This window comes from Pseudarthrobacter phenanthrenivorans, assembly GCF_036455295.1.
Classification (GTDB): Bacteria; Actinomycetota; Actinomycetes; order Actinomycetales; family Micrococcaceae; genus Arthrobacter; species Arthrobacter phenanthrenivorans_C.
Genome location: NZ_JAYXNX010000054.1, coordinates 1 through 332 on the forward strand (window position 1 = coordinate 1; position 332 = coordinate 332).

Genomic DNA, 332 nt, shown 5'->3' on the forward strand with positions numbered 1-332 from the left:
CAGCTGATCCACCCCGGCATCAACGAAGCCGGCGCCGTTGCAGCCTTCACCGCCGCCGGAACCTCCTACGCCACCCACGGCATCCCCCTGGTCCCGGTCTACGTGTTCTACTCCATGTTCGGCTTCCAGCGCACCGGCGACGCCTTCTGGGCCGCCGCGGACCAAATGACCCGCGGCTTCATCATCGGCGCCACCGCAGGACGGACCACCCTCACCGGCGAAGGACTCCAGCACGCCGACGGCCACTCCCCCCTGCTCGCCTCCACCAACCCCGCCGTCCTCACCTACGACCCCGCCTACGGCTACGAAATCGGACACATCGTCCGCGCCGG

1 pseudogene is annotated in these 332 nt (G+C 69.3%); it reads left to right on the forward strand.

The features are described from left to right. Nucleotides 1-332: pseudogene (locus tag VXJ37_RS21090) on the forward strand (pyruvate dehydrogenase (acetyl-transferring), homodimeric type); the annotation flags it as partial.